The following is a 23,185-nucleotide window of genomic DNA, read 5'->3' as shown; positions in this document are numbered from 1 at the left end:
ATCTTTCCGCGAGGTTTCTATCTTCCCCGACCCTAGAGTGATAAAAGAGCGGTAAAGACAATCAAGAAGTAGTTTTACTCAATCGCAAAAATACGGTAAGCTGGTATGTAAATGGTAACAATAGCTTAGACAATTTTTTAGAAAATATACGACGCTATCTTTCGCAAGATTTAAGAGAGCGGGTAACTATCGCCACACCGCACAAGTATAAAGGATTAGAAAAACAGGTTGTTATTATTTTAGATGCCGTGGCGAATTCCTACCCGTTAATTCATCCGAATTGGGTATTTACAAGAATTTTCGGTCAACATATCGATGAAATCATCGCCGAAGAACGCCGACTCTTTTATGTAGCGATGACTCGCGCGATCGAAAAACTATACATTATCACCGAAAGTAATAATAAGTCCCCTTTTCTACAAAATCTAAACCTAGAAGATTTGGACTGGAATGATTATCCTCCTTTCGTTGATGTCGAACGATATATCAATATTGAAATAGGTAATCAACTAGGAAAAAATTCTAAACCTACTCTCATGATTAAGAATTTACTGAAATCGAATGGTTATAAATGGAATAGTCAGCGAAAAGCATGGTGTCGAAATATCTTGCGAAAGAACTTTTCTATTGAGGCAATTTTATATCAATCATCGTGGCATTCTCAAGCTGATGGAGTAGAAATCTGTTTTTATAATGACTCCCAAAAACGAATAGGGATTTTTTATGTCAATAATGGAAAAGTGGAAGTGGTTTGTGTTGACGATGACATCCTACTGTTTCAAGCGGCTATATCTGGACAACCCTCTGAGTCGTGACTTAATTAAATGCGGGGCTATCTTTGAAGATTCCAGGAACGATCTCCCCCGTTTTTTCTTAACTACCCTAAGATCGAAATTAAGAAAAACTTCCCGCGACATGGATGACCGAAACGACCGATCTAGATGACTACGATAGCCCCTGGAAAGATGCCCTAACACGGTATCTACCCGAATTTCTCGCCTTTTACTTTCCCCTCGCCCACGCGGGTATCGACTGGACGCGACCCCATACCTTCCTCGATCAAGAACTCGCCCAAATCGCGCGCGACGCGGAACTGGGGAAACGACGGGTCGATCGCCTTGTCGAAGTCGCTACCCTCACCGACGGTTCCCAATGGGTGTATATCCACGTCGAAATTCAGGGGCAACTCGATCGGGATTTCGCCGAACGATTGTTTATCTATAACTATCGACTGTACGATCGCTATCGACGACCGATCGTTACCCTAGCCGTCCTCGCCGACGAACGGGCTAACTGGCGACCCGAACAATTCGGCTACGAACGATTCGGCTGTCGGGTAAATATCAGCTTTCCCAGCGTGAAATTGCTCGATTACGCCCCGCAACTGGAAGAACTCCTCCAAAATCCCAATCCTTTCGCCCTCGTCACCGCCGCCCATCTGTTAACCAAAACCACCCGCCGGAATGTCGAGGCGCGCTATGCCGCCAAATGGCGATTAGCCAAGCTATTATACGAGAGGGATTGGGATAAGCAGAGGATTCTCGATCTGTTCGCGGTGATCGACTGGCTGATGCGATTACCCCCCGAATTAGAAAAACAACTCTGGACGGAAATTACGGAACTAGAGAGGAATGTTAAGATGCGCTACGTCCTTTCGGTAGAACGGCTCGCGATGGAACAGGGTCTTGAACGAGGGCGGCAAGAAGAGGGAATAGCCCTTCTGCGGCGATTTTTGACGAAGCGGTTCGGCTCATTACCGGAATCGATCGAAACCCGACTAACCTCCGCCTCGATCGAACAATTAGAAACCTGGGCCGATCGGATTCTCGACGCGGAAACCCTAGAGGATGTTTTCCGGTAGCCGTAATCCCGATAAAAATCGAGGAGAGGAAGATCCGATCTCTCCCTCTCCCCGTTAGAAAAATCGATCGAACCCGATCACGAACCGATTAACGAAGACCAATAATTCGTGACCGTTTCCCGGAGAGTGACCGCGGTATCCGACCACTGACCGTTCAAAACCGCCCACAGAAGGAAACCGACTCCCACGAGAATCGTTAACACGTAAAACTGCGATTGCCCGGACACGTTATACTTCAACGCGTTCCCGCTAAAAATCGTCGCCAAACTAACCAGATTGACCGCGCCATCCACAATATGTCGATCGATCCACGAAGTCACCTTCGATAACGTCGCCACCATCCACACCACCGTCACCTGATAGATCCGATCGAGATAGAAATCGTAGGCGAAAAGATCCTGTAAAAATCGCAACGATAACCCGGTCGGCCGCGCCCAAGCGCGTCGTAATTCCATCCGAGAACCCACCAGTACCCCGATAACTCCCGACGCGAGTAAAATCGGTAAACCGAAACGGGCGATCGAACTCTCATTCTCCAACAACGGCGCGGTCGGCGATAACCAGAGATTCCAGCCGATCGGTACGATCGGGGCGAGCAGAGCGATTAACGTTAATCCCACCATCGGCAAAGCCATCGGCCAACCCACTTCCGGAGTCCGTCGGGTTTTACTCTGGGGAGTTCCCAAAAAGACCAGACGGAACACCCGCGTCAGGTTCAGCACGCTCAACCCGTTGACGAACACCAATACCGCCAATAACCACCAATCCACCTCCCACGCGCCACTCAACCAGCGTCGCATCGTCCAGAACATCCCCATCGGCATTAATGCCGTCATTCCCGCCGATCCGACGAGAAAAGCGGTAGTTGTCGCCGGCATCCGCGACCAGATGCCCCCCATCTCCGTAATATTCTGGTTACTGGTGGTCAGGATCAGCGAACCCGCGCTCATGAACAGTAACGCTTTGGCGATCGCGTGCGAGAACAGTAGTAAGAGGGCGATATCGACGTGACCCAACCCGACCGCGATAAAAACCAACCCTAAATAGGCGCTGGTGGAGTGGGAGAGCGCCCGTTTAATATCGATCTGGGACAGTGCCATTAAAGAAGTCCCGATCGCCGTCACCGTTCCCAGCACGATCAGCACGTCGGACGCGAAGGGCGACAGGGCGAATACCGGCTGAAGTTTAATTAAAACGTAAGCCCCCGCGGAAACGACGATCGAGTTCCGGAGGATACCCGCCGGATTCGGCCCCTCCATCGCCTCATCGAGCCATAAATTTAACGGAAACTGGGCGCATTTCCCCGTCGGCCCCGCGATCAGCGAGAGACCGATTAACGTCGCCGTCAGAGTAGGCAAAGGAGATGTATTCGCCCACACCTCTAACTGGGAAAAACTTAATCCCGCCCCGTCACTGGACAGCGCGACCAACCCCATCAAGAGGATAATATCCCCGACGCGCTTGGTTAAAAAAGCATCCCGCGCGGCCGTTACCACGAGGGGTTGCGCGTACCAGAAACCGACTAATAAATAAGTGGAGACGGTTAACATCTCTAGCAGGGCGTAACTCAAGAATAGGGAATCGCTTAAGGCTATCCCCCCGAGCGCGGCCTCGAAAAAGCCCATTAACCCGTAAAATCGCGCCAGAGACCAATCTTTTTCCATGTAGCCCAGCGCGTAAATCTGGGCGAGGAGACTGATCAGGGTGATCACTTCCAGCGCGCCGAGACTCACCGGGGAAAGTTCGATCGATAGCGACAGGTTCAGATCGGCCACCGTTACCCAGTGATAGGATAATTGCTCGGTTTGTCTCTGCCAGATCTGGCGGAAAGCGATCGAGCCGTGAACCAGCCCCAGCACGGTCATGAATAAGTTAACGTAAGCGGCCGGACGCGGCCCGGTGCGACTGATAATCCCCAACGACCACGGCAGGGTTAAAATCGAACCGAGCAAACCGTAAAAGGGAATCAACCAGCAGGAATACAGGAATAAATCTCTCATTTTAAGAAAATTTAGGAACGATCTCGCGTGGGAAATCTATCGGGCGGTGGATGCGGGTCAGCGTCGCCCGTCTCTCGCCGATCGAGATAGGGGAAGGGGAACCCGATCGAGAGACCGTTCGATCGGGCCGGTTCCGTCATTGTACGCCGGCGCGGAGAGCGGGGTAACTTTCCCGATCGACCCCGTACGAAAGCGCGCCAGAACTGACTAGACCGCCGATTCTCTCGATTTTCCCCGGAAGACCCGCGCTTTTTGAAAAATTAGTATAAAAAAATTATAAAACAGTCCGAGTTCGCGAGAAACCGTCTTCCCGGTGCCTCTATCCCGAGAGGGAACCCGCGGGGATCGAGCGGCGAAAAATCGCCCGAATCTAGGAGCGACGGGGATTCTAGGGATCGATCGGGAGACGGGCGGGGCGATCGCCCGCGATCGGTAACGATTGATTAAGTTTGATTAACGGTCAGATTAAAAATCATCATGATATTTTATATTGTCAAAGGGGTCATTGTTTCCTATGCTTTTTCTAGGTTGATAATTTTGCTACACCCGTCAAATTTTTAAGCGGCCCGAGATCGCGAATCGAATTCGTGAATAAAAACGGTCGCATTCGAGATACAATTCGGGATGGTCTAACTATCTTGACAAAAAAATCCCGACCGCCACGCGAGCGAGATTAGCGGGAGTATCCCGAACAAGATTTGACTGAAAACAAAATTGATAACACGAACCAACATACCTTCTATCGTTCGGCTTGATAAGCGAGGAACAAAAAAATGCCAATTGCTGTAGGAATGATCGAAACCCTCGGATTTCCCGCCGTCGTTGAAGCGGCTGACGCGATGGTGAAAGCCGCCCGCGTGACCCTGGTCGGTTACGAGAAAATCGGGAGCGGTCGCGTCACCGTCATCGTTCGCGGCGACGTGTCGGAAGTACAGGCTTCCGTTTCCGCCGGGATCGACGCGGCCAATCGCGTTAACGGCGGTCAAGTCCTCTCGACCCACATCATCGCCCGTCCCCACGAGAACCTGGAATACGTCCTGCCCATTCGCTACACCGAAGAAGTAGAGCAGTTCCGAACCTATTAGGGCGGAAGAATCAGGGCGCGATCTAGCCGATAATCAGGCTTAATGAAAAATTATTAGGAGACAAGAATAATGTCGATCGCAGTAGGAATGGTGGAAACGTTAGGGTTTCCCGCCGTCGTCGAAGCGGCTGACGCGATGGTGAAAGCCGCCCGCGTGACTTTAGTAGGTTACGAGAAAATCGGGAGCGGTCGCGTCACCGTCATCGTGCGCGGCGACGTATCGGAAGTACAGGCTTCCGTTTCCGCGGGAATCGAGGCCGCCGCGAACCGGGTGAAAGGCGGTCAGGTTCTCTCGACCCATATCATCGCCCGTCCCCACGAAAACTTAGAATACGTTCTGCCCATCCGGTACACGGAAGCGGTCGAGCAGTTTCGCGAATCGGTGAACCCCCAACCGCTCAGAAGAATCTAACCCCCGGGTAAGCAAATTCGATGCAAATCGCCAAAGTTTGTGGCACGGTCGTTAGTACCGTTAAGCCCCGCAGTATGACGGGAGTGAAATTACTGCTCCTGCAATTCATCGACGCGCGCGGCGAACTCCTGCCGAAATACGAAGTCGCCGGGGATATTGTCGGGGCCGGGATTAACGAATGGGTGCTAGTTTCGCGAGGGGGAGCCGCCCGGATCGAGGACGGCTTCGACAATCGCCCTCTCGACGCGATGGTGGTGGGGATTATCGACACGATAACCGTAGAAAATCGCTTGATCTACAGCAAAAAAGACGAATTTCGAGGGAGATAAACTGGACTCGCCCGATCGATCCGGGAAGGTTTCTCCGCCCGAATTCGCCATCCATCGGCTCGTTAGAGAGCCTGTTCATGTAAGGAGGACTCAGTATGTCTGCCCGCACGGCGGCGGCCGGTTCGAGAAAACGAACGAAACCACCAGCGGAACCGCGCGTTGTCGAGGAAAGCGTTAAACTTCGCTCGTTCTCGTCCCCGTCCGGGGATATCCGGCTCGGGTCGCGAGTGTCGATCGCCCCCGGTACCTCCATCCGCGCCGACGAGGGAACCCCTTTTTACATCGGCGATGACAGCATCATTCAAGATGGGGTCGTCATGCACGGATTGGAAAAAAGCCGGGTGGTCGGCGACGACGGACGGGAATATTCCATCTGGATCGGGCGAGGGGTCTGCCTTACCCATCTAGCGCTCGTCCACGGGCCCGCTTACGTGGGCGATCGATGTTTTATCGGTTTTCGATCGACCGTCTTCAACGCTCGCGTCGGCGCGGACTGTATCGTGATGATGCACGCCCTGATTCAAGACGTGGAGATCGCGGCCGGCAAATTCGTTCCCTCCGGGGCGGTGATCACCAGTCAACAACAGGCCGATCGCCTTCCCGACGTTACGGAGGCCGATCGGGCTTTCGCCCGTCATATCGTCGCCATCGGCGAGGTCGAAGCGGCCTCGGCTAAATCTCCCCGCGTCGTCCGTTCCGAACCCGTTACAAACACCGCTAACGAGACTTCCTATAGTAACTCGGTGACACCTATGAGTTTAAATACAAACATTCGATCGCAAGTTCGTTCCCTTCTCTCCCAAGGTTATAAAATCGGCCTCGAATACGCCGATAAACGCCGTTTTAAAACCGGTTCCTGGTTAAGCGCCGGATTTATCGAGGGTACCCGCGAGGATCAGGTCGCCGCGTCTCTAGAAACCTCTCTTAGAGAACTTCAAGGGGAATACGTCCGCCTGATCGGGGTCGATCCGGGCGCGAAACGCCGCGTTCTGGAAATGATCGTGCAACGTCCCGAGGATGTCCCCGGAGAACCCTCCCGCACCACCACCGCCGTTCACGCGCCCAGCCATAGCAACGGGAACGGTAACGGCTCGTCGGATCTCTCCGTGCAAGTGCGTTCCCTGTTGGCGCAAGGCTTCAAGATCGGTACCGAACACGCGGATAAACGCCGTTTTAAAACCGGTTCCTGGTTAACCGGACCGTCGCTCGAATCGAAAAGTGAATCGGCGATCATCCGCGAGCTAGAGAGCTTACTAGCCGAACACGGCGATGAATACATCCGTCTGATCGGTATCGACCCGATCGCCAAAAAACGGGCCGTGGAAATGATTATCCAGCGCCCCGGCGAGGGCTACAGCCCCTCGAACAACGGTTCTTCGAGTTACAGCGCGCCCTCTTCTAACGGGAAAGCTTCTAGTATCGGTTCGAGCGCCGCCCTCAGTTCGGCGACGATCGCCCAGATCCGTTCCCTGCTCAATCAAGGTTACAAGATCGGCACCGAACACGCGGATAAACGCCGCTTTAAAACCGGTTCCTGGCAAAGCTGTAGCCCGATCGATAGTAACCGCGAATCCGACGTGATTTCCGCGCTCGAAGCTTGTTTGAGAGAGCATAGCGGCGAGTACGTGCGTTTACTCGGAATCGATACCAAAGCCAAAAAGCGCGTTCTCGAAACCGTTATCCAACGTCCCGACGGTTCGACCGCGAGTAACGGCTCGGCGAAAGCGGCGGCCCCGGTTTCCGAACCGAGCTTTAAAAGCTACTCCGGATCTAGCTACTCGTCCGGCGGCGGAACCGCGACCCTCACCAGTACCCTGACCTCGGAAACGATCGCCCAGATCCGTTCCCTGCTCGCCCAAGGCTACAAGATCGGGAGCGAACACGCCGATAAACGCCGTTTTAAAACCGGTTCCTGGCAAAGTTGTAGCCCGATCGACAGTCCCCGCGAATCCGACGTGATTTCCGCGCTAGAAGCCTGTTTACGGGATCACGCCGGGGAATACGTGCGCCTGATCGGTATCGACACCAAAGCGAAAAAACGCGTTCTCGAAACCGTTATCCAACGCCCCTAGCATAGTCATCGGTGAATCGTTCTCGGAAAGGTGCTAGATAGTCCGCCTATCGATCGACCTTTCCCGATCGCCGTGGCTCGTAGCATAGATTGTAGTGAATGGTCACTTTCTAACGTGCTATATATCGGCCCCGTCCCCGTAACCTTTCACTAGCCCCGCTTTCGTTATGTCCTTATCTCCCGTTCAACCGGCCAGCCTATCGGAGTTCTACGTGAATGGCGACGTGATCGTTCACGAGAGCGCGATCGTGGCGCCGGGGGCGATCTTGAAAGCGGCCCCCGATAGTCGGATCGTCATCGGCGCGGGCGCTTGCGTGGGCATGGGAACGATTTTGAACGCGTATCAGGGTGTGATCTCGGTGGGAGCGGGGGCGATTCTGGGAACGGGGGTGTTAATCGTCGGTCGCTCCGAAATCGGGCAAAACGCCTGTATCGGCTCGACGACGACGATCTATAACGCCTCGATCGATCCCGACACGATCGTTCCCTCCGGCTCTCTCATCGGCGATACCTCGCGTCAGGTGACGATCGAGGTGTCCGCGATCCGGGAGCCGGCACCGGTCGCGCCGGAACCCGAGCCGATCGCGGAAGAAGATTTCTGGGAAGAGGAAATCCCGGCGGCCCCGGAAACGGAAACCGTGAGCGAGGTCGCGCCGGAAGTTCAACCCTCGGCATCTACGGTTAAGGAAGCGTCCACGGTCAAGGAATCCGCCCCGGATCAATCCGTGGTCGGGAAAGTGTATATCAATCAATTGTTGTTCACCCTTTTTCCCGAACGTCGTCATTTTAACGGGGCGAATAAAAATGGTACCGGGTGAGTTCGAGGAGTGAGGGGTCAGAAGCTAGGAGTTGGGAGGAATCGAGAATTTAGAATCTCTCATCGGGGACCGGTTTACTGAAGTCGATCGAGAACTGTGATTTTATCGAGTTCGTAGATGAGTATTTAAACCTATCCTTGTTAACAATTTAAAACCGAAAAAACAACGGAGTGACAGGCGATTCAACGGAAAGTTCGGTCGGTAAAGCTATCGATAGCTTTTGCCGATTCGCTACTAAGTGTATTCGCCTAGAGTCAGATAGGGCGGGCTTTTTCGCCGTTATCTGATAAATTTATGTTGTCTTTTTTCGCTTTTTGTGTATCGACAATAAGAAATGTAAAGGGAGTATTAGAGAAACTAATCGGCGCGAGAAAAAAAAACAATCTCGGGGCCGGTACAACGGGGAAAAAATTTGTCAGAATAATCTAAAGTTCGTGTTAAGATGAACACTTGGAAAAAACCATTAGTGAAAATTGACCCTCAGCTTCGAGGTCAACCAGGAGCTAAGGGGCTTAACAAAAAATCTGGGTCGATCGACGGCTAGATTTTACAAGTGTGACTAATTCATGCAGTTTATGGAGGAATAATCCCGATGGTGCAAGCCAAATCTAAAGGTTTCCAGGCCGGTGTAAAGGACTACCGCCTGACCTACTACACCCCCGACTACACCCCCAAAGATACCGATCTTCTGGCCTGCTTCCGGGTCACTCCCCAGCCTGGCGTTCCCCCCGAAGAAGCCGGCGCGGCGGTAGCGGCGGAATCCTCGACCGGTACCTGGACGACCGTGTGGACGGATAACCTCACCGACCTCGATCGCTATAAAGGTCGTTGCTACGACATCGAACCCGTACCCAACGAAGACAACCAGTATTTCTGCTTCGTCGCCTATCCTTTAGATCTCTTTGAAGAAGGTTCCGTCACCAACATCCTGACCTCGATCGTCGGGAACGTGTTCGGTTTCAAAGCCCTGCGCGCCCTGCGTCTGGAAGATATCCGCTTCCCGGTCGCCCTGGTCAAAACCTTCCAAGGCCCCCCGCACGGGATCACCGTCGAACGTGACAAACTCAACAAATACGGTCGTCCCCTGCTCGGTTGTACCATCAAACCGAAACTCGGTCTCTCGGCGAAAAACTACGGTCGCGCCGTGTACGAGTGTCTCCGCGGCGGTCTAGACTTCACCAAAGACGACGAGAACATTAACTCTCAACCCTTCATGCGTTGGCGCGACCGCTTCCTCTTCGTACAAGAAGCGATCGAGAAAGCCCAAGCGGAAACCAACGAAGTGAAAGGTCACTACCTGAACGTGACCGCTCCCACCTGCGAGCAGATGATGCAACGGGCCGAGTTCGCCGCCGAAATCAAAACCCCGATCATCATGCACGACTACCTCACCGGTGGTTTCACCGCCAACACCAGCTTGGCGAAATTCTGCCGCGATAAAGGCCTACTGCTCCACATCCACCGCGCGATGCACGCCGTTATCGACCGTCAGAAAAACCACGGTATCCACTTCCGCGTTCTCGCCAAGTGCTTACGTCTCTCCGGTGGTGATCACCTCCACTCCGGAACCGTCGTCGGTAAACTCGAAGGCGAACGCGGCATCACGATGGGCTTCGTTGACCTGATGCGCGAAGACTACGTGGAAGAAGATCGCGCCCGCGGGATTTTCTTCACCCAAGACTACGCTTCTCTCCCCGGCGTAATGCCCGTCGCTTCCGGTGGTATCCACGTATGGCACATGCCCGCGCTCGTGGAAATCTTCGGCGATGATTCCTGCTTACAGTTCGGTGGTGGAACCCTCGGCCACCCCTGGGGTAACGCGCCCGGTGCTACCGCGAACCGTGTCGCCCTTGAAGCTTGTATCCAAGCTCGTAACGAAGGTCGCTCGCTGGCCCGCGAAGGTAACGACGTTATCCGCGAGGCTTGCCGCTGGAGTCCCGAACTCGCCGCCGCTTGCGAACTCTGGAAAGAGATCAAATTCGAGTTCGAGGCGATGGATACTCTCTAAGACAGGTATTCAGGGAAAGGGGTCACGGTTATCGGTAAAAAACCATCGCGCGGATTTGTCCCGGATCGGGAGAGTATCGCTAGAATTTCAATACCGATAACTGTCTACCCTTAATAACTGAAAACTGTATAAAATGTATCCAAAAAAAGTTGCGGAAGATACGGCGAAAGTATTACAAAGCTACCTGACTTACCAGGCGGTTCGCACGATTATCGATCAATTATCGGAAACCAATCCCCCCCTCTCCCTCTGGTTGAGGAGCTATACTTCTAGCCATTCGATTCAGGATGGGGAAGCGTATATCGAGGGATTGATGACCGAGAATAAAGAGTTAGTTTTGCGGATCATGACGGTTAGGGAACATCTGGCCGAACAGGTTTTAGAGTTTCTCCCGGAGATGGTAAAGACGGGAATCATTAATGCTAATACCGATCATCGCCGGCAACTGTTGGAACGTCTCACGCGAACTACTTCATCGTTCAGTTCATTGGAAACATCGGACTTCAACCCCGATGTCGAGGATACACCAGATTCATAAGGAAGACAGACACCCATGAAAACATTACCCAAAGAGAAGCGTTACGAAACCCTCTCCTACTTGCCCCCCCTGACCGATCAACAGATCGCCAAACAGATCCAATATATGCTCGATCAGGGCTATATTCCCGCGGTCGAGTTCGAGAAAGATCCCAGCCCCCGCGATTACCACTGGACTCTGTGGAAACTGCCCCTTTTCAACGCTAACAGCCCTCAAGAAGTTCTCAACGAAGTTCGCGAGTGCCGCACCGAGTATTCGGATTACTACATTCGCGTGATCGGTTTCGACAATATCAAACAGTGTCAAACGATGAGCTTCATCGTTCACAAACCCAACGCCAGCCGCTACTAATTCGGTTGTAGTGTAGAGATTGACGGGGATGGCCGATCGGCCATCCTTTTTTTTCGTCTATAATTTGTCTATGAGCCAGTTAACCGATGCTGAAGTTTACGCGAGAGTCGCTGAAATCATCGAGGAATTCGAGATTTTTGAATGCGAGGATTGCGCTAGGGCGATGATAGAGTGGTGTGGTTCCCAAGGTATCGAGACAACTCTGTTAAAGCTAGAAATCGATTATCGGGGTTATCAAAAGCGAGGCGATAAGGAAGAGTATATCGTTAGTGAGCGTCGGGGTAACGAGGCAATTACAAGAAACGGTAAACATTACGGTGTTGAGGTGAGAGGGCTAGTTTTCGATAATCTTGACAATATTGGAAGGAATCGCGAAGACTGGATCAAAGATTTTTATTGCCAGACCGGTGGATTTATTATAAGTGAACTATAAAAGGGTAAGTATGTTAAAAAAAACAGGAATATTCGAGATTTTAGAAAAAATCAAAGCTCGTCCAGGAATGTACATAGGCAGTCCATCGATTAGTGATCTATTTATATTTTTGGAGGGTTATAAAACCGCTAGACGCGAGATGGAAATCGAGCCGACAGAAGCGGAAATTGATTTTTATGAACATTTTCACGAGTTCGTAGAGAAAAAATATAATCTTCGTACCTCTAATTCTTGGGCAAAGATTATCTTATTATATTGTGGCAATGAACAAAGGGCATTTGAAAGATTTTTTAAGTTGTTAGACAAATTTCGATCGAGAGAGAATGATCGGACGTTAACGGAAGACTCCGGAACTCGATCCGAAACGCTTTCCTCGGAAGCTCGATCGATCGATCGACAAAAGGCTCTATCCGCTCCCACTCCCGAACTCCTCGCGACAGAGTTCGATCGAAAAGTGTAAAATGATTTCTATTCCCCGCCCGAATATCGAGTTTCACCGCTACTAGGTTTGTTGCCGGGGAAGCGATCGATCGGTCTGTCGGGGTTGGGATCGATCGAAGGGAACCCGATTATCGAGCGTCAATTTTAACTGATCAATCCGGATCGCCTTGCAATTGTAAGGATTTCGCGGTCTGAAGAAAATTTTTCGGGGGTTTCTGTTCTCGGGGTCGGATACTTTCCACGATAACCCGAACTCTAGTACCTACCGGTAGATTTAAAGGTGATTCCAGTTGTAAGGCTGTCCCGTCAAATACGGCTTCTAGTTCTTGGCTCATGATTCTATCCGAGCAGTGGATCTGTCTTGAGTGTATTGTAAGAGATGGTTAGGATGGGAAGGCAACGACAGAGCGGGGATCGATCGATGACGGTAGCCAAGCCACAAACGGATTCTAAACGTCAAGTGCTTCTCTATCCCGGTGAGGACGGTTATTTTATCGCCGAAGTCCCTAGTTTACTCGGCTGTATCAGTCAGGGAAAAACGAGGGAAGAAGCGTTACGGAATATTGAAGAAGCGATCGAGCTTTATATCGAGGTTTTGAGTGATCGGGGTGAAATCAATTAATAATCGTCGATTTTAGCCGACCAATCTGGAACACCTTGCAGTTGTAAGGATTTGGCGAACTAAAAAAAATTTGGAGGTGATTCTATTCTTGGGGTAGTTTAGTTTCAATCATTCCCCCATCTGCCGTAACTAGATCTAAAAGTAATTCAAGTTGTACAGCCGTACCATCAACTGAAGTTTTTACTTCTTGTTCCGTCATTTTTCGATTATTTTTATCTTGATTTTTCCTAAGCTTACCTTTCTTTTGGGTTTGTTCAGCATTGAGCTTACTTGCCTCGCTTCTTGTAAGCCAAGTGCAATTTTCTGGAAAAAATCCTTGGTTTTTATCTAGCCTAGAAAATACCATATTTTTTTCAGGGGGATGACCAACATCTTGTAGGAAACGCTTAAAATCACACCATGAATCATAAACTTCAACTCCTGGTATATAGTCTTTGGAATTTGGATTTATCACACAGTGAACGATTCGGCTCCAAGCTTTGTAAACTTGTGTTTTTACTAGGCTTTCGCCAGGTTTGGCAGGAGTCCTAATATCGATACGCCCTAGACTAATCCTTTTTTTCGCCGCAGAAAGGCTAATATTTCGAGTCCTAGAGAGATATATTGAAGCTTGTTTTACGCTTTCAAAGCGTATATCATCGATATAGGTAACTTTTTTATTCGATCCACCACTGACCCCACCTGTAGAAATATTATATCCATTGGGAGCCAAGGTATTGAGTTTTTTAATCCACTCTTTTTCTTTGTTTTCAAGGTCTTTTTTACAAATCCCTCTATCTATTTCTCGTATTTCAAAAGTATCCGAACCATGCTCTCTAATCGCGTGGTGTAATGATTCAGCACCTTTGATATGTCCAGCGGAAGCCTGTTCTATATGGTATTTCCAGCGACGCTCTAGAGTCTGAATTGTTAATCCAACATATTGCTTGCCAGATATTTTGTTTGTAACTAAATAAATAATTCCTTCTGCATATCCCGGATTAGGAATTCGCTCAAAAGCTTCTTCGGGCGTTAATCCTTCTTTTAACCACCGACTTATCGTTGTGCTACTAGCCGATGGATTTAAACACCTTACTGCCTCCTCAAGATTAGGATATTCGATTCCAAATACCACGATCTTGTTAATCTCTCGCGAACCACGAACGTATTCTTTTTCAAAAATTTTTTCTTCAGGCAACCCCGCATCACGTCTTTTTAAAGCTCTCCAATAATCGATGCCCAATTCCTTACATTTATTTTTGAATGTATCTTTATGTTTACTCTCCTGCGAACATTTTGGGCAGTTATTGCCTCTTAAATGGTTGCTGGAAGTTTGCCAAAACTCTCCATGTTGTGAACAAATTATTTTTCCTTTTGTACTGGAAGTTAAATACTCGAATTTGTTGTAATCATATTTATTACCATGAATTTTGATCGCCCGCTCGACAAAGCTTTTTTTTAAATCTTCTTTTGTTTTGATTTTACCTCTCTCCTCTTGAGATCCGGATAAAATCATCGATTTACACTGCGGGCATCCTGTATGCCCTCGCATATGATTTCGAGGTTCTTGCAAAAAAATCACGCCGTGTTCTCTACAGGAAATACTGACCCGCTCACCAACTTTAGGAAGCTCGGTAAACAGTGAGTAGTCATAGCGGTTTCCGAAGTGTTTTTCGGAGCGATGAACAAACTCTTCCTTGGTTATCTTCTGAGATGCGAAGTAGCATTTACGGCATCCGACCCCATTTTTATGATGTCCCGGATCGATTTCAAACTCTCCATGAGTAGGGCATATAACCTTAATTTTTGCAGAGGAACTGATAGACTCTACTAATGAATAATTATAATAGTCTCCATGTACTCGATAAAATTCTTCGAGCCACTGTTGCCGTGTTTTTTTGTTAGGCATCTAGAAAATCATCATCTATTAACGAAAAGATTGGCTTCTTCCAATTCTAATTTATTTTCCCTGATTTTTCATTCATCTCATTATCGCTCACTGAAAACCCGATCGCCCTCCCACCTCCCCCGATCGATCGCCGATCGCCGTGTAATTCCCCGGATAGCACGCTATACTAGACCTCTGACACTGGCTTTCATCATCGTTCAGAATGCAACCCACCGACTCGAATAAATTTACCGAACAAGCTTGGGATTCGATCGTCAAGTCGCAAGAAGTCGCGCGACGCTTTAAAAATCAGAATTTAGAAGTAGAACACGTCATTATCGCCCTATTAGAGCAGAATAACGGGTTAGCCACGCGAATTTTCCAGAAAGCGAATATCGAGATCCCCCGTCTCCTGCAAAACCTCGAAGTCTTCACCAACCGCCAGCCGAAAGTCGGGATCGTCGATCAATTATATCTAGGACGCGGGCTGGATGTTATGCTCGATCGAGCCGAAGCTTCCCGCGAGAGTTGGCAGGATAAATTCATCTCCGTCGAACACCTTCTCGTCGGTTTCGCGGAGGATGAACGCGTCGGCCGCAAATGTCTCCGCGCTTTCAACCTCGACCCCCAAGACCTCGAAATCGCCATCAAAGCCATCCGCGGAACCCAGAAAGTCACCGAACCCAACCAAGAGGAAAAATACGAGGCCCTCGAAAAATACGGCCGCGATCTCACCGAGGAAGCGAAAGAAGGCAAGTTAGACCCGGTAATCGGGCGCGATGAAGAGATCCGGCGAGTGGTACAGGTTCTTTCGCGTCGATCGAAAAATAACCCCGTACTCATCGGTGAACCGGGGGTCGGCAAAACCGCCATCGCGGAAGGACTGGCCCAGCGTATCGTTAACGGGGATGTTCCGGAATCTTTAAAAAATCGTCAGTTAATTTCTCTCGACATGGGTAGTCTGATCGCGGGGGCGAAATATCGCGGTGAATTCGAGGAAAGATTGCGATCGGTGATGAAAGAAGTCACCAAATCCGACGGGCGAATTATTCTCTTTATCGATGAACTGCATACCGTGGTCGGCGCGGGTTCGCGCGAGGGCGGTTCGATGGACGCGGGCAATTTATTAAAACCGATGTTAGCGCGGGGAGAATTGCGCTGTATCGGCGCGAGTACCCTCGACGAATACCGCAACCATATCGAAAAAGATCCCGCCCTCGAACGCCGTTTCCAACAGATTTACGTCAAAGAACCCTCGGTCGAAGATACCATTTCTATTCTCCGGGGACTCAAAGGGCGCTATGAAGTTCACCATGACGTGAAAATTACCGATTCCGCGCTGGTGGCGGCTGCGACCCTCTCCCACCGGTATATTAGCGATCGATTCCTCCCGGACAAAGCGATCGATCTCGTCGATGAGGCGGCGGCCAAATTAGAGGTGGAAAAAACCACCAAACCCGCCGAACTGGAAATGCTCGATCGACGTTTGATGCAATTAGAAATGGAAAAAATCTCCCTCGAAAAAGAGGAAAAAAGAGATAGCGCTTTTCAAGACCGATTAGAACGTATTCTAGAGGAAATAAACGCCCTCGAAAGAAAACAACAACCCCTCGCCGACCAGTGGCAAGCGGAAAAACACATGGACGAGGAGATTAAAGTTCTCCGGGAAGAGGAAGAACGTCTCCGCTTACAGATCGAAAAAGCCGAACGCGATTACGATCTCAATAAAGCGGCGCAACTGAAATACGGGCGCTTAGAACTTCTCCAACAGGAACTAGAAGCCAAAGAAAACGAACTCGCGGAAATTCAATCGACCGGCGCGACTTTATTACGCCAAGAAGTTACCGAGGCCGATATTGCGGAAATTGTCGCCCGTTGGACGGGAATTCCCGTCACCCGATTATTAGAATCGGAACGCCAGAAACTCCTGGAATTAGAATCGCACCTACAGGAAAAAGTCGTCGGACAATCCGAAGCGGTGACAGCCGTAGCCGCCGCTATCCGTCGCGCGCGCGCGGGCATGAAAGATCCCGGCCGTCCCATCGGTTCCTTCCTGTTCATGGGGCCGACGGGCGTGGGAAAAACGGAACTGGCGCGAGCTTTAGCTTCCCTACTCTTCGACTCGGAAGAGGCGATGGTACGCATCGATATGTCGGAATATATGGAAAAACACGCCGTTTCCCGTCTGATCGGCGCGCCTCCCGGCTACGTGGGCTACGAGGAAGGGGGACAGTTATCGGAAGCGGTGCGTCGTCGTCCCTACTCGGTGGTTCTGCTCGATGAAGTGGAGAAAGCCCATCGGGATGTTTTTAACATTTTATTACAGGTGCTTGACGACGGGCGCATTACCGACTCTCAGGGACGGACGATCGATTTCCGCAACACGATCATCGTCATGACGAGTAACATCGGGAGCGAGCATATTTTGAATTTCTCGGACGATACAGACTACGAGGAGATGCGAAAACGGGTGTTAACCGCCCTCCGAAGTCATTTTCGCCCGGAATTCCTTAACCGAATCGACGATCTGATCATTTTCCACACGCTCAAAAAAGACGAACTCCGCTACATCGTCCGCTTGCAACTGCACCGTATCGAGAGACTCCTCGCGGAACAGAAACTCGCGCTCGAATTAACCCCCGCGGCGGAAGCCCATCTCGTCACCGTCGGCTACGATCCCACCTACGGGGCGCGTCCGCTCAAACGGGCGATTCAGCGGGAGTTAGAGAATCCGTTAGCGACGAAAATTCTCGAACAGGCGTTTACCGAGGGGGATACGGTGGTGATCGACGCTACCGACGACGCGCTGATCTTCCGGAAGAAAGAGTTAGTTTCGGAATCCCCGGCGATCGAGGTAATTGCCGAAGTCGTTTAGTTAGAGACTTGCCACAACATTCCCCTCGGGCGCGATTTTCCCCCACCTCCTACACAAAACTACAAAAATTAGCAACGCGGGGAATGATACCGTAGGAAAGGCACTTGAATCGTATTCGTGATATGACTGACCCCACTGACACCCCCTATTTGTTACGCGCGGCCAAAGGAGAAATTTTAGACCGTCCTCCCGTTTGGATGATGAGACAGGCGGGGCGTTATATGCAAGTTTATCGGGATTTACGCGATAAATACCCAAGTTTCCGGGAGCGATCGGAAAATGCGGATCTGGCGATCGAGATCTCCCTGCAACCCTGGCGCGCTTTCCAACCCGACGGGGTGATCATGTTCTCCGATATTCTCACCCCGCTCGCCGGCATCGGCATCCCCTTCGATATTATCGAGAGTAAAGGGCCGATCATCGATCCGCCGATCCGCACGAAAGAGCAAGTCGATAATCTCCATCCCCTCGATCCCGAAGAATCCCTACCTTTTATCAAAACGATTTTAAAAACCCTCCGGCAAGAAGTCGGCAATAAATCCACGGTTTTAGGATTCGTCGGCGCGCCGTGGACACTCGCGGCCTACGCGGTCGAGGGCAAAGGTTCTAAAAGTTATTCCATCATTAAAGGAATGGCCTTTTCCGAACCCTCGGTACTCCATCAATTTTTAGACAAACTCGCGGATATGATCGCCACCTACGTCCGCTATCAGATCGATTGTGGCGCGCAAGTGGTGCAGATGTTCGACTCCTGGGCCGGTCAATTAACGCCCCAAGATTACGATGTTTTCGCCCTTCCTTACCAGCAGAAAGTTGTCCGGTTAGTGAAAGAAACCCACCCCGACACCCCGTTAATTCTCTATATCAGCGGTAGCGCTGGCGTGTTGGAGAGAATGGGCAAATCGGGAGTCGATATCGTCAGCGTCGATTGGACGGTAGACATGGCGGAAGCGCGGCAGAGACTAGGTAAAGGAATGAACGTGCAGGGAAATATCGATCCCGGCGTATTATTCGGTTCGCAAGACTTTATTCGCGAGCGGATTCTCGATACCATCCGTAAAGCCGGCAATCGCGGCCATATCCTGAACTTGGGTCACGGTGTCCTCGTGGGAACCCCGGAAGATAACGTTCGTTTCTTCTTTGAAACCGCCAAACAAGCCGATAAATTATTAGCGGTTCACGCCTAGTCAGAGGAGTCAGGAGTCACCGAGTCGGGAGTCAGGAGGGATGAAACTCTTTACGCCCTCTCTCCTGGCTATTCTGTCGATCGTGTGATAGATTTTATCAAGCGATCGATAGTTACTCTCCGTTTCCTCTGTGTCTCTGTGGTTCATCCTTCTCTTTTATGAAAAAAATTTTTCTCACCGGCGCGAGCGGTTGTATCGGGCATTACATCGCGGAAGATCTGATTCAAGAGACGGATCACGAGCTATATTTATTAGTCCGAAATCCCGAGAAATTGAAATTCGACTATAAAGCGAGAGAGAATATTCATATCTTGGTCGGCGATATGCGCGAGATCGATCGCTATCAAGATATTCTCAAAACGATTAACATCGCCATTCTCGCCGCGACCAGTTGGGGGGGAGAGGAGGAAACCTATCAAATTAACGTCGTGCAAACGTTAGCCTTGATGAATTATCTCGACCCCGAAGTGTGTGAGAGAGTTCTTTATTTTTCCACCGCTAGTATTTTAAATCAACAGAATCAATTACTTCCCGAAGCGGGCAAAATCGGCACCAATTATATTCGCACGAAATACCTCTGCTACAGCAAAATTTCCGAACTTAAAATCGCCGATCGAGTGACCGCGCTCTATCCCACGCTCGTGTTAGGGGGAGACGAAACGAAGCCCTATTCCCATCTCTACGGGGGATTACCCGACGTTTTGAAATATATCGGTCTGGTGCGCTGGTTTCAAGCCGACGGTAGTTTTCACTTTATCCACGCGAAAGATATATCGCGGGTGGTATTGCATTTTATCGATCACGAGGCTCCGGAAAAGAAAATCGTTCTCGGCAATCAACGCACGACCGCCAATCAAGGAGTCGAGGAAATCTGCGCGTATTTAAATCAGAGAATTTATTTCCGGATTCCTCTCTCGATCGCTCTAGCGAACTTTTTTATTAAAGTATTTAACTTAAAAATGGAAGAGTGGGATCGATTCTCGATGAACTATCGCCACTTTACCCACGCGCGAACCTACACTCCCGCGTCCTTCGGTTTGGAAAATTACTGTTCGACGCTCGATGATGTTCTCGCCTTACGGGGAATCGAAAAAAAAGGGTAGGTTAACCCCAAACCGGCCTCCCACCCTCTCCAACCGTTTGGTTACACTTGATCGGTGAGGGTTTCGTCGCTGGCTCTCTCGCAAGCCCGTCTCAGTAGGACACTATACACCGGTTCCCCGCCGAGGAAATGGGCGACGATCGCGGCGCTGACACAGGTGATCAGCATCGGCAGGATGATCGAGAAATTATCGGTCAGTTCAAAGGTGAGCAGGGCCGCGGTCAGGGGAGCGCGCACCGTCGCCGCCACCAGTCCCCCCATTCCCGCCACCGCGAAGACTCCAGGTTCGGGCAGGACGTGGGGGAACCAAGTATCGAAGGTTTTCGCGAGCGCGAGGCTTAATAGGGTGGCTAGGGCTAACATGGGGGCGAAAATCCCGCCGATTTCCCCCGATCCGTAACAGAGCAGGGTCAGCGCGAACCGCCCGAGGAGGACGAGCCAGAGAATTCCCGCGGACGAATGGTTATCGAGCGACCAGATCACGGTTCCGTCGCCTCCCCCGACGAGCGGGGCGTACCACCAACCGAGAAAGCCGATCGTTCCCCCCACCAGAAAGCCCAGCCCGCGATGGAACCATCCCCGCGTTCCGCTAAAGAAATCGATCGCCCGAAAAAGAAATAAATTGAACAGATACCCTAAAATTCCCAGGGCGATACCGAGAGGTAGGAACATCCACAACGCGTCGAGGGGAACGATCTCGAAACGCTCGATTTTCAAGAAAGCTTTCTGACCGAGAATGAGACGGAGGACGATCGTGGCGGTGATACAGGCGATCATCACCGCGCGGTAGGAGACGATCCAGGAACGGAATTTCGGGCGTACTTCCTCGGTGACGAAGAGAATCCCGGCGATCGGGGCGTTAAAAGCCGTGGTCAATCCCGCGCCCGCGCCCGCCGCGATCAGGATACGGAGATTCTCGCGGTCTAGTTTCGCCCACTGGCCCACCATCTGCCCGATACTGCCGCCCATCTGAATCGTCGGCCCCTCGAACCCGGCGATCATGCCCGCGCCGATCGAGAGTAATCCGCCGAAGAATTTTACCGGTAGAATCCTCCGCCACTCGAACGGCAGAAGACCGTCGATCGCTCCCTCGACCTGCGGGATGCCGCTACCGGCCGTTTCCGGCGCGAACCGTCGCACGAGATAAAAACTAATCTGCACCATTCCCCCCGCCACCAACGTCGGCACGAGCCACGCTAAAACGGGCGTATCTCGGACGGCATTGGCGAGGATCTGCCGTTGATTTAAAAGCGCTTCCACTCCCAGCCGGAACGCGCTACCGACTAGCCCGGTGATCGCGCCGACGACCAACGCCCACAGGAGAACGATCGTCAGTTTTTTGGTCGCCTCGCGAAAACGGGCCGTCCACGGGATGTTTTTCAAGGTAGAAGGGGAGGAAAGTCGGTCGTTCGATCGAGCGTGATGTTCTGCCATAGACTTTCTGCAAAAATCTTTTGTCGGGACAGGAGTCAGGAGTCAGGAGTCAGGAGTTAGGAGTCAGGAGTCGGGAGTCGGGAGTCGGGAGTCGGGAGTTAGGAGTTAGGAGGAGAAATAAGAAGTAAAAAGCTTATAAAAACTTTTAAAAGTCTTTATTTTGTTAAATGCGGGTTAAATTTCGCGCAGAGATTTAGTAACTCGCGCTCGAACTGTTCGCCCGGTATCTCGGGGGGATAGGTAACGACGATCGAGGCCGCGGGCGGGTTGATCTCGATCGAGCGGGTTCGATCGATCGATTCCAGACGCGATCGCAGTTGTTCCAGGTAGTCCGCGTCGTGACTGGCGCCGGGAATCCGTAACCGGATACGGCCGGGGATACGGTGAACGATCTCGATCGGTTCGGGGACAACGGGGGCGAGGAAAAGTTCGAGGAAACCGTCGATCGAGCGGGCTAACGAGCGGAAAACCTGTAAAAGAGAGCGGGAAATACTTTCGCTCAGGGTATCGAGGCTACGGGCGATCGCCGACCGCAGATTTAGTAACGCCGTCGCCAGTTCGGTGATCGTGTCGGTGAGAATCCGCCCGATATCGACGGCCGGCTCGTAATTCAGGACGATCGACTCGATCGGTTCCTCGCGTCGGTTGACAACCGCCAGATCCGGTAAACCCGCCAAACGTTCCCGCCGGGCCGCGACCGTATCGAACGCGACGACCACCGATAAACTCGCGGGGACGATCTCGCAAGAAACGGGGGCGGGATCGAGGTTTTCACCGTCGAGGGCGATCGCTTGCGGCGGATCGGTGGTAATCCGGACTTTTTTGACCCGAAGATAGCCGATATGGTGGTCACTGCTAGGGGTCGCCCGGACTAAGCCGCTCTCCCATAACTCGATCGCCTCGACCAATCCCTCTAGCGCGTTGGTGGGGGCGATCAGGGTGACATCGAGCAAACCGTCATCCGGCTCGTTTTCCCCGGTTCCCTGGGCGAGAATCGAGGTGGGGGGCGCGAAATTGGCCACGGTGATGGCGGATACCCGGACGGAGATCGTCACCCGATCGGTTTCTAAAACGGCGTTAAACGAGGAAAGATGCTGTAATCGCTCTAAACCCGCCATGATATAGGCCATGATGCCGAAACGGTCTTTCAGTTGGCGATCGGCCGCCCGGACGGTATCGGCCTCGAAACCGATTCCGGCGAGTAACAACATCACCCGATCGTTACATCGGGCGGTATCCACGGTAAGGGTCGCCCCTTGCAAGATGGCGAGACAGGCCGATTCGATCGTCGTCGGTAGTCCCGCGCCGGTAGCGAAAGCGTTCGCGGTTCCCCTCGGCACGATCGCCAGGGGGATTCCCGTCCCGATCAGCGTGCTGGCGACCGCGGTAACGGTTCCATCCCCCCCGGACGCGATCAGTAACTCCGTCCCCCGCTCGATCGCCTCGCGCGCGAGGGTTTCCGCGGGAATTTCCGGGGTCGTCTGTCGGATATCGAGGGTGAGGTGGGGTTCGAGAAAGGAACGGATACGCTGTAAATCCTCGCTCGCGTTTCCCTGTCCGGAGACGGGATTAAAAATTAAACAGGCGGAACGGAACGCCCGCGCTCGCGCGAGTTCGAGCGTCGGTTCGGGAAGCCATCGGGAAAAAAACACAAGACCTCTCGCCAATATTCAGGATCGCTTATCGGGAAAGAAGTCAGAAGTCGGAAGTCACGGTCATTTAGGGGAACTATAACCTAAAACTCCCCAAAAA

The 23,185-nt window shown here is 51.5% G+C and carries 21 protein-coding genes and 1 pseudogene; 17 read left to right on the top strand and 5 right to left on the bottom strand.

Annotation, left to right across the window (positions count from 1 at the left end; translation table 11 throughout):
- Positions 1–131: 131 nt before the first annotated feature.
- Together V0288_RS19785 and V0288_RS19780 are read left to right on the top strand one after the other, a co-directional pair.
- Positions 132–815, top strand: a pseudogene (locus tag V0288_RS19785) (3'-5' exonuclease); the annotation flags it as partial.
- 104 nt (positions 816–919) lie between these two features.
- Positions 920–1,861 carry a DUF4351 domain-containing protein gene (locus V0288_RS19780; RefSeq protein WP_332866891.1) on the top strand — a complete coding sequence of 314 codons (942 nt, stop codon included), beginning with the start codon at positions 920–922 and terminating at the stop codon, positions 1,859–1,861.
- A gap of 77 nt (positions 1,862–1,938) precedes the next feature.
- On the opposite strand, the gene V0288_RS19775 is transcribed toward V0288_RS19780, so the two are convergent.
- Complete coding sequence (locus tag V0288_RS19775; protein WP_332866889.1) at positions 1,939–3,861, bottom strand: NAD(P)H-quinone oxidoreductase subunit F; 1,923 nt, start codon at positions 3,859–3,861, stop codon at positions 1,939–1,941.
- 313 nt (positions 3,862–4,174) lie between these two features.
- Here V0288_RS19775 and V0288_RS19770 point away from each other — a divergent pair, with 313 nt between their 5' ends.
- The 11 genes from V0288_RS19770 to V0288_RS19720 all read left to right on the top strand — a co-directional run bounded on the left by V0288_RS19770 (position 4,175) and on the right by V0288_RS19720 (position 12,365).
- The gene (locus tag V0288_RS19770; protein WP_332866888.1) at positions 4,175–4,297 is read left to right on the top strand and encodes a hypothetical protein; all 123 of its coding nucleotides are present in this window, start codon (positions 4,175–4,177) and stop codon (positions 4,295–4,297) included.
- Positions 4,298–4,634: 337 nt separating this feature from the next.
- Positions 4,635–4,946 carry a carbon dioxide-concentrating mechanism protein CcmK gene (locus tag V0288_RS19765; protein ID WP_015142080.1) on the top strand — a complete coding sequence of 104 codons (312 nt, stop codon included), beginning with the start codon at positions 4,635–4,637 and terminating at the stop codon, positions 4,944–4,946.
- 69 nt (positions 4,947–5,015) lie between these two features.
- Complete coding sequence (locus tag V0288_RS19760) at positions 5,016–5,357, top strand: carbon dioxide-concentrating mechanism protein CcmK (RefSeq protein WP_332866887.1); 342 nt, start codon at positions 5,016–5,018, stop codon at positions 5,355–5,357.
- A 20-nt stretch (positions 5,358–5,377) separates the two neighbouring features.
- On the top strand, positions 5,378–5,686 hold the full coding sequence (locus tag V0288_RS19755) for a beta-carboxysome shell vertex protein CcmL (protein WP_332866886.1): 309 nt from the start codon (positions 5,378–5,380) through the stop codon (positions 5,684–5,686).
- Between the two features lie 95 nt (positions 5,687–5,781).
- Positions 5,782–7,758: a RuBisCO small subunit-like domain-containing protein gene (locus V0288_RS19750; protein WP_332866885.1), complete on the top strand. Its 1,977-nt coding sequence runs from the start codon at positions 5,782–5,784 to the stop codon at positions 7,756–7,758.
- Between the two features lie 166 nt (positions 7,759–7,924).
- Positions 7,925–8,575: a beta-carboxysome scaffolding protein CcmN gene (locus tag V0288_RS19745; protein ID WP_332866884.1), complete on the top strand. Its 651-nt coding sequence runs from the start codon at positions 7,925–7,927 to the stop codon at positions 8,573–8,575.
- A 592-nt stretch (positions 8,576–9,167) separates the two neighbouring features.
- Complete coding sequence (locus V0288_RS19740) at positions 9,168–10,583, top strand: form I ribulose bisphosphate carboxylase large subunit (protein WP_332866883.1); 1,416 nt, start codon at positions 9,168–9,170, stop codon at positions 10,581–10,583.
- A 133-nt stretch (positions 10,584–10,716) separates the two neighbouring features.
- Positions 10,717–11,121 (top strand): RuBisCO chaperone RbcX, encoded by a 405-nt coding sequence (gene rcbX / locus V0288_RS19735; protein WP_332866882.1) that lies wholly within the window; start codon positions 10,717–10,719, stop codon positions 11,119–11,121.
- Positions 11,122–11,136: 15 nt separating this feature from the next.
- On the top strand, positions 11,137–11,472 hold the full coding sequence (locus V0288_RS19730) for a ribulose bisphosphate carboxylase small subunit (RefSeq protein ID WP_332866881.1): 336 nt from the start codon (positions 11,137–11,139) through the stop codon (positions 11,470–11,472).
- A gap of 70 nt (positions 11,473–11,542) precedes the next feature.
- The gene (locus V0288_RS19725; protein WP_332866880.1) at positions 11,543–11,905 is read left to right on the top strand and encodes a papain fold toxin domain-containing protein; all 363 of its coding nucleotides are present in this window, start codon (positions 11,543–11,545) and stop codon (positions 11,903–11,905) included.
- 295 nt (positions 11,906–12,200) lie between these two features.
- Positions 12,201–12,365, top strand: a complete 165-nt coding sequence (locus V0288_RS19720; protein WP_332866879.1) for a hypothetical protein — start codon at positions 12,201–12,203, stop codon at positions 12,363–12,365.
- A 133-nt stretch (positions 12,366–12,498) separates the two neighbouring features.
- Here the strand turns inward: V0288_RS19720 and V0288_RS19715 are convergent, their stop codons facing one another.
- On the bottom strand, positions 12,499–12,681 hold the full coding sequence (locus V0288_RS19715) for an antitoxin family protein (RefSeq protein WP_332866878.1): 183 nt from the start codon (positions 12,679–12,681) through the stop codon (positions 12,499–12,501).
- 86 nt (positions 12,682–12,767) lie between these two features.
- On the opposite strand from V0288_RS19715, the gene V0288_RS19710 reads away from it, so the two are divergent.
- Positions 12,768–12,968, top strand: coding sequence for a type II toxin-antitoxin system HicB family antitoxin (locus tag V0288_RS19710; RefSeq protein ID WP_422662033.1), 201 nt, complete (start codon positions 12,768–12,770; stop codon positions 12,966–12,968).
- 82 nt (positions 12,969–13,050) lie between these two features.
- On the opposite strand, the gene V0288_RS19705 is transcribed toward V0288_RS19710, so the two are convergent.
- Positions 13,051–14,856, bottom strand: coding sequence for a GIY-YIG nuclease family protein (locus V0288_RS19705; protein WP_332866876.1), 1,806 nt, complete (start codon positions 14,854–14,856; stop codon positions 13,051–13,053).
- Between the two features lie 202 nt (positions 14,857–15,058).
- Here V0288_RS19705 and clpB point away from each other — a divergent pair, with 202 nt between their 5' ends.
- The 3 genes from clpB (at position 15,059) to V0288_RS19690 (ending at position 20,000) form a co-directional block, all read left to right on the top strand.
- The gene (gene clpB, locus V0288_RS19700) at positions 15,059–17,710 is read left to right on the top strand and encodes an ATP-dependent chaperone ClpB (RefSeq protein WP_332866875.1); all 2,652 of its coding nucleotides are present in this window, start codon (positions 15,059–15,061) and stop codon (positions 17,708–17,710) included.
- Positions 17,711–17,832: 122 nt separating this feature from the next.
- Entirely contained in the window at positions 17,833–18,897 is a 1,065-nt protein-coding gene (gene hemE / locus V0288_RS19695) for a uroporphyrinogen decarboxylase (RefSeq protein ID WP_332866874.1), read from the top strand.
- Between the two features lie 158 nt (positions 18,898–19,055).
- Positions 19,056–20,000, top strand: a complete 945-nt coding sequence (locus V0288_RS19690) for an NAD-dependent epimerase/dehydratase family protein (protein WP_332866873.1) — start codon at positions 19,056–19,058, stop codon at positions 19,998–20,000.
- 41 nt (positions 20,001–20,041) lie between these two features.
- Here the strand turns inward: V0288_RS19690 and clcA are convergent, their stop codons facing one another.
- Both clcA and V0288_RS19680 read right to left on the bottom strand, forming a co-directional pair.
- A complete protein-coding gene (clcA, locus tag V0288_RS19685; protein ID WP_332866872.1) occupies positions 20,042–21,433 on the bottom strand; it encodes a H(+)/Cl(-) exchange transporter ClcA in 1,392 nt (463 codons plus the stop codon).
- 155 nt (positions 21,434–21,588) lie between these two features.
- Positions 21,589–23,085 (bottom strand): diacylglycerol kinase family protein, encoded by a 1,497-nt coding sequence (locus V0288_RS19680; protein WP_332866871.1) that lies wholly within the window; start codon positions 23,083–23,085, stop codon positions 21,589–21,591.
- Positions 23,086–23,185: the final 100 nt, after the last annotated feature.

The organism is Pannus brasiliensis CCIBt3594, from assembly GCF_036688125.1.
Classification (GTDB): Bacteria; Cyanobacteriota; Cyanobacteriia; order Cyanobacteriales; family Microcystaceae; genus Pannus; species Pannus brasiliensis.
This window is presented reverse-complemented; position numbering and strand designations above follow the sequence as displayed.

Excerpts from the sequence above, each read along its gene's own strand:
- V0288_RS19780 (WP_332866891.1), top strand. The coding sequence starts at position 920 with ATGACCGAAACGACCGATCTAGATGACTACGATAGCCCCTGGAAAGAT.
- V0288_RS19775 (WP_332866889.1), bottom strand. The coding sequence starts at position 3,861 with ATGAGAGATTTATTCCTGTATTCCTGCTGGTTGATTCCCTTTTACGGT.
- V0288_RS19765 (WP_015142080.1), top strand. The coding sequence starts at position 4,635 with ATGCCAATTGCTGTAGGAATGATCGAAACCCTCGGATTTCCCGCCGTC.
- V0288_RS19760 (WP_332866887.1), top strand. The coding sequence starts at position 5,016 with ATGTCGATCGCAGTAGGAATGGTGGAAACGTTAGGGTTTCCCGCCGTC.
- V0288_RS19755 (WP_332866886.1), top strand. The coding sequence starts at position 5,378 with ATGCAAATCGCCAAAGTTTGTGGCACGGTCGTTAGTACCGTTAAGCCC.
- V0288_RS19750 (WP_332866885.1), top strand. The coding sequence starts at position 5,782 with ATGTCTGCCCGCACGGCGGCGGCCGGTTCGAGAAAACGAACGAAACCA.
- V0288_RS19745 (WP_332866884.1), top strand. The coding sequence starts at position 7,925 with ATGTCCTTATCTCCCGTTCAACCGGCCAGCCTATCGGAGTTCTACGTG.
- V0288_RS19740 (WP_332866883.1), top strand. The coding sequence starts at position 9,168 with ATGGTGCAAGCCAAATCTAAAGGTTTCCAGGCCGGTGTAAAGGACTAC.
- rcbX (WP_332866882.1), top strand. The coding sequence starts at position 10,717 with ATGTATCCAAAAAAAGTTGCGGAAGATACGGCGAAAGTATTACAAAGC.
- V0288_RS19730 (WP_332866881.1), top strand. The coding sequence starts at position 11,137 with ATGAAAACATTACCCAAAGAGAAGCGTTACGAAACCCTCTCCTACTTG.
- V0288_RS19725 (WP_332866880.1), top strand. The coding sequence starts at position 11,543 with ATGAGCCAGTTAACCGATGCTGAAGTTTACGCGAGAGTCGCTGAAATC.
- V0288_RS19715 (WP_332866878.1), bottom strand. The coding sequence starts at position 12,681 with ATGAGCCAAGAACTAGAAGCCGTATTTGACGGGACAGCCTTACAACTG.
- V0288_RS19710 (WP_422662033.1), top strand. The coding sequence starts at position 12,768 with ATGACGGTAGCCAAGCCACAAACGGATTCTAAACGTCAAGTGCTTCTC.
- V0288_RS19705 (WP_332866876.1), bottom strand. The coding sequence starts at position 14,856 with ATGCCTAACAAAAAAACACGGCAACAGTGGCTCGAAGAATTTTATCGA.
- clpB (WP_332866875.1), top strand. The coding sequence starts at position 15,059 with ATGCAACCCACCGACTCGAATAAATTTACCGAACAAGCTTGGGATTCG.
- hemE (WP_332866874.1), top strand. The coding sequence starts at position 17,833 with ATGACTGACCCCACTGACACCCCCTATTTGTTACGCGCGGCCAAAGGA.
- V0288_RS19690 (WP_332866873.1), top strand. The coding sequence starts at position 19,056 with ATGAAAAAAATTTTTCTCACCGGCGCGAGCGGTTGTATCGGGCATTAC.
- clcA (WP_332866872.1), bottom strand. The coding sequence starts at position 21,433 with ATGGCAGAACATCACGCTCGATCGAACGACCGACTTTCCTCCCCTTCT.